Below are 4,238 nucleotides of genomic sequence, written 5' to 3' on the forward strand. Positions count from 1 at the left end.
AAAACCAGCTTAATGAGAGTTTATGGAACTCTACAAAACCAGCTTAATGAAAAAAGAGATAGTCTCGCGACTATCTCTTTTTTATAATGCTTTATAAAAATAACAAGCAATTAATTCTTTATACTAATTTCTGTCTATAAGTTCACCAGTATTTTTATCTACATCAGCTCTACCATATCTGCGTTCTTGATAGACTGCGTCAAAATATAGCCTTACCAAGGCAGTATGCGCACGCAAAACAGAGTTAATTATTTTCATACTAGGAAGCCCATGCTCATTACCATGAGCTCTAACAAAACGCTTCAATTCACGTATATTAGCTATCCCATATTCATCAATCAAATCACAGACAGTATTCAACATATCGTCTTTATCTTCCACATCAAGCGATATATATCTATCAATATCAAAATTATTAATCAGCGTAATATCTTGTTTATTATATTTATGCTTTTTCTTCTCGATAGCGTCTTTCGATTCATGAGTAAGATATAAATACATACTTGTCATACTTCTGATGACTATTTGTACTTTAGCAATACTCTGATCGCCTAGAAGCTGTTTAATTTTGTACCGAACACTATCAGCAGTAACTGGGTTTTTAGCCACATAGACAACATGATAATGTGGCTTTTTAAAATCTTGTCCTGGCACAGTACTTTTATCTTTATCATGCAATGGACTAACAGCAATTGGGACACCAATTAATTCCAATTTCGACTTCCAATCTTCTGGAATAGATTCGGGATATAACAAAAAGGTGAAGTATCTTGATTTGTCTTTTGCCATAATGGTAGAATAACCTTGTTAGAACAACAATGTTTAGCGGAAACTTTCGTCTTGCCCAAGCCGAGTTTTCGCTTATTTTTTTTGTTCTAATTCCTTTCTTGAATAATCTTCTAAAGCTAAAACTAAAATAGCAGACTTAGAAAAACCTTTTTCTTTCGCAAGTTTTTCCAAAGTAGAATACTGGTCTTCAGTTAAACTGACCGTAATTCTTTTTTTATTTGTAGCCATATTTTTTACTCCAAACTAAATTAAATTTAAGTACACCACTATTATGCGTTTTTGCAACATTATTGTCAACAATATGTGCTAGAAACCTCTATTTTGCTAAAAACTCGCTAAAAACTCGCCAAAAACTCGCCGAGATATAAAACTCTGTAACCATTGATATCAAAGGCTTAAAAGCACCTTTTTATCAAAATTGGCACTCGGCACTTAAAAGGGGGGTCGTAGTACGGGAGCGAAATTCGCTCCCTGCCCCCCCTGATTTTCAAAATTTTTATTCCACTCAAACCAAAATATGGGCTCCGCCCAAACCCGCAAGCTGTGTCAGCTTGACCCCGTAAATGAGCGGGAGCTCCCGCTCAAGCTCACCCCGCACTCGCCGTGGGGCAGGCAAAAAAAGCAGGTGTGCTTTTCTTTGCATGCGCAAAAGTGTTTTATCCGCTAGTCTATCAACTCCTTAAAGCCTCAAAAAGGGGCTAACCGCTAAAGCAGCAAGCCCCTTTAATTCGATTTACCGTTGACAGACACAAAAGTTAACTACGTTCAATCTAGTGAGATGTTAAATTAAGCTCTTAAATGCCATTTAAAGCCCATATAAGCGCTTTAAAGATGTGGACCGCCTAATTCATCAGATTTATGTCTGTCGAGTTCTTGTGAGCTTTCAGGGGCTTTTTTAGACGGTTCTTTTAGTCCTGCACGCTCTAGCCACTTTTCAGGTAGATTAATACCTAGTTTTTTGTATAGAAACTCATCAACATTTCGTATAATACCTTGAAGCGTTCCTACTAGTTTTTGCAATCGCTCATTTTCTTTTTTCAGTTCATAGTTGTGACCCTTGGCTTCGCTCAAATCATTACGTAAACTATGATTTTCTACTTCCAGATGAATTTTTTCAAGGTTATAAGCGTCGCTAGTCACAGCCCGTTGTTCCAAATCAGCGAGATCAGATTTATCAACCGTGACTTTATTTTTATTCAGCAAAGTTGGTTTACTAGCAATTTTTTTGTTATCCCGTGGCTTGATTTCATCAAGCTGTTTTTTTGTATCTGCAAGCTTTGCTTGTGTCTCTTGTTTTTCGGTCTCTATTTTTTTCAAATCTTCCCGCATAGCTTTATACTCAGGAACAGATAAATTTTTACGCTCTTTGTTTTTATTACCCCGTTCAACATCAAAGCCATGTTCTTTTAGGTACTGAGGTAATTCATCCTGAATACGTTGTAAGGCTTCACGATTGAATATACGCTTAGCTGAGAGCTTTTTATCGTCATCAAAGGGAACAATGCCCATATGCATGTGTGGGGTCTTCTCGTCCATGTGAACGACTGCATAGCGAATGTTTTCTTCGCCATAGTTATCCGCAAAATATTGTTTAGCCGTTTCAAAATATTCGCGAGTGTCGGTTTCGTCTAACTGCTCAAAAAAGTCTTTGTCACTGGTTAGAATCCACTCATTGACTAAAACAGCGTCCTTGCGAACTGCCCGTTTACTAGCCTTGTTTTCGTTGATATAAGCTTCAATATCCGTTTTAAAATTATTTGTCCGTCCTGCCACTAAGTCATAATTTAAGTGAGAGCGGGAAACATCAATATCTTCATTGCTGTGATTGGTCGTTTTCCGTTGGTCATGATTACCAATACCAACCAAATTATCAGCTTTTAATTTTGTCATTCTAGCAACTGCAAAACTCATAGTACACACCTCATTTCGGAGTTATCTTCCAAGTAAAGTATAACCCACTATACTTTACAAGGTAAAGTGTGGGCTCTACGAGGTAGCATCGTTCTCCCTTTCTACTGGGAGAACTGCTCTTTTTCTGCGCTTATTATCTGGCTAGAAAGACCTCTGGCGGGCTACTGCATAAAAATAAAATTTCATAAAAATTTCTGCCTAATAATAGTCAGCTTAATCAAAAGTTCTAATAGTAAAATTTATTAATCATACAAATCAGAAGCTTTTTCCAACGCTTCAAAATCACAACAAAAGTACTGAAAATTTTGTTTTCTATTGATTCTATTATCATAAACTTTTTGAGCAAGTTTCCTGATTTCAGAAGAATGTTGTCTGCAATAAGTTAATTCTTCAGAAAGGAGTCCTTGATATTTTTCATCATGTTCATCACTAATCTTTTTTTCAAATATCAAACTTGAACTAACAGGAAACATAAATTTAAGACGTAAACTTGCAAATGCTTTACCATCTTTATGCTTTATTAAAAAGCTCGATTGAGAATTTGAAGTTTGGTGTGATAACGGAGCAAAATAAGTATGAGATCCAACAGAAATTAAAGCACCACAATAAATTTTTTCATGCATACCTTGTTCATGATAATCTGCATTTGGTACCTTACTTTCAGTCTTTCTTAAATAATCAATATAATCTTTTTGTACACAATAAAAATTAATATCTGCCATAATTAAATTCCTTCTTTTCATCGTTAATTAATTTATCATTTTCATATGAATCTGTTATTGAACGTAACTCCGTCAAATGATTAAGAACTTCAGATAAATAATTCATTTCTATTCTATAACCATTAGAATTATTTTTTTCTATAGCAACCCTAGATTTGCTATTTCTAATGGTATTTCTAACGTCTGTCAATAATTCATTCAATCTACCTTCAATATTTTTTATATCATTTTCTAATAAATCAGTATTCCCAGTAATAGAACCTAAATTCTTATATGATTTATAATCAAAAAAGAAAGTGCCTTTCTCAGTTTTCACTTTTTTTATATTAGGATTACGAGATGTCAAAGTATTCAAAGTTCCAATAACAGCACCTTCTGTAAATTTTCTTTTATCTTTTTCATCTCTTTCATCAAGTAACATACGTTTCAAGTTTTTATACTGAATACCAAGGACCTCTGTTTTCAAACTAACAGGTTCAACAATTTCTTTATCATTCAAAAATTTTATAACTATCTTTCGAATTTCAGTCGCCTGAGTCATTTAATCTCTCCTCTTTATATTTATATCCATAATAGCATTTTAAAGCTTCAAAATAAACCAAAAAGCATTCTTGTTTTAAATAAATTTTAAGCTGAATGATAGATAAAATAAATATAGACTGCTAAAATAACTGTAGTAAGAGTTTATGGAACTCTATAAAACCAGCTTAATGAGAGTTTATGGAACTCTATAAAACCAGCTTAATGAGAGTTTATGGAACTCTATAAAACCAGCTTAATGAGAGTTTATGGAACTCTACAAAACCAGCTTAATGA

General features: G+C 34.0%; 5 protein-coding genes. All 5 read right to left on the reverse strand.

The features are described 5' to 3' along the window. Window positions 1-123 precede the first annotated feature (123 nt). Window positions 124-789 carry a replication protein gene (locus LQZ75_RS09600; protein WP_230097598.1) on the reverse strand — a complete coding sequence of 222 codons (666 nt, stop codon included), beginning with the start codon at window positions 787-789 and terminating at the stop codon, window positions 124-126. Between the two features lie 72 nt (window positions 790-861). Then, window positions 862-1,017 carry a ribbon-helix-helix protein, CopG family gene (locus LQZ75_RS09605; protein ID WP_230097599.1) on the reverse strand — a complete coding sequence of 52 codons (156 nt, stop codon included), beginning with the start codon at window positions 1,015-1,017 and terminating at the stop codon, window positions 862-864. 597 nt (window positions 1,018-1,614) lie between these two features. Further along, a complete protein-coding gene (mobV, locus tag LQZ75_RS09610; RefSeq protein WP_230097600.1) occupies window positions 1,615-2,700 on the reverse strand; it encodes a MobV family relaxase in 1,086 nt (361 codons plus the stop codon). Window positions 2,701-2,942: 242 nt separating this feature from the next. Next, the gene (locus tag LQZ75_RS09615; RefSeq protein WP_230097601.1) at window positions 2,943-3,422 is read right to left on the reverse strand and encodes a type III toxin-antitoxin system ToxN/AbiQ family toxin; all 480 of its coding nucleotides are present in this window, start codon (window positions 3,420-3,422) and stop codon (window positions 2,943-2,945) included. Beyond that, a complete protein-coding gene (locus LQZ75_RS09620; RefSeq protein WP_230097602.1) occupies window positions 3,409-3,963 on the reverse strand; it encodes a hypothetical protein in 555 nt (184 codons plus the stop codon). The genes LQZ75_RS09615 and LQZ75_RS09620 overlap by 14 nt, the downstream gene beginning before the upstream one ends. Window positions 3,964-4,238: the final 275 nt, after the last annotated feature.

This window comes from Periweissella fabaria (assembly GCF_918814575.1).
Classification (GTDB): domain Bacteria; phylum Bacillota; class Bacilli; order Lactobacillales; family Lactobacillaceae; genus Periweissella; species Periweissella fabaria.

Bases quoted from the DNA above. Each gene is read 5' to 3' on its own strand.
- mobV (WP_230097600.1), bottom strand. From the start codon at position 2,700: ATGAGTTTTGCAGTTGCTAGAATGACAAAATTAAAAGCTGATAATTTG.
- LQZ75_RS09615 (WP_230097601.1), bottom strand. From the start codon at position 3,422: ATGGCAGATATTAATTTTTATTGTGTACAAAAAGATTATATTGATTAT.
- LQZ75_RS09605 (WP_230097599.1), bottom strand. From the start codon at position 1,017: ATGGCTACAAATAAAAAAAGAATTACGGTCAGTTTAACTGAAGACCAG.
- LQZ75_RS09620 (WP_230097602.1), bottom strand. From the start codon at position 3,963: ATGACTCAGGCGACTGAAATTCGAAAGATAGTTATAAAATTTTTGAAT.
- LQZ75_RS09600 (WP_230097598.1), bottom strand. From the start codon at position 789: ATGGCAAAAGACAAATCAAGATACTTCACCTTTTTGTTATATCCCGAA.